The organism is Streptococcus suis, assembly GCF_002964045.1.
In the GTDB taxonomy this organism is placed as follows: domain Bacteria; phylum Bacillota; class Bacilli; order Lactobacillales; family Streptococcaceae; genus Streptococcus; species Streptococcus suis_U.
The window spans coordinates 1-366 of the sequence record NZ_POPB01000528.1 but is presented as its reverse complement, the minus strand read 5'-3'; the positions used below and the strand labels follow the sequence as shown (position 1 = coordinate 366).

Below are 366 nucleotides of genomic sequence, written 5' to 3'. Positions count from 1 at the left end.
CAACTGTCACAACACCATCACGCGCCTTCAAGTAGTCTGTATCTGCCTTGCTCTCATCCTTGAGACCAAAACGAAGACGAGTCACACAGTGCTTGAGACTGCTGATGTTTTCTTTTCCTCCGACATGAGCTACTATATCTGTAGCTAAATCTGTATAATCCTTTGCCATTTTCCGGCTCCTTTCTTTTCTGGAAAAACAGAAAAACCTAAACATATACCAAACACTACCTCTTGACCCAAGCCAAAAAGAGTATCTTGTATATATTTAGGTTTTGCCTGCTTACCAGTAACAATCCTTTTGTTGAGATTATAATAACACATTGCAAAATTTTTTGCAAGCGTTTTCTGGAGTTTTTTTGACTTTTT

Annotated in this window: 2 protein-coding genes; both read right to left on the bottom strand. The window is 38.3% G+C overall.

Annotated features, from left to right (window positions below; all coding sequences use genetic code 11):
• Positions 1–169 (bottom strand): PTS glucose/sucrose transporter subunit IIB (locus tag C1E99_RS12535; RefSeq protein ID WP_161951208.1); only part of this gene is annotated, 169 nt, incomplete at its 3' end.
• A partial coding sequence (locus tag C1E99_RS15310; RefSeq protein ID WP_238146244.1) for a hypothetical protein occupies positions 145–366 on the bottom strand: 222 nt, incomplete at its 5' end. The genes C1E99_RS12535 and C1E99_RS15310, both read right to left, overlap by 25 nt.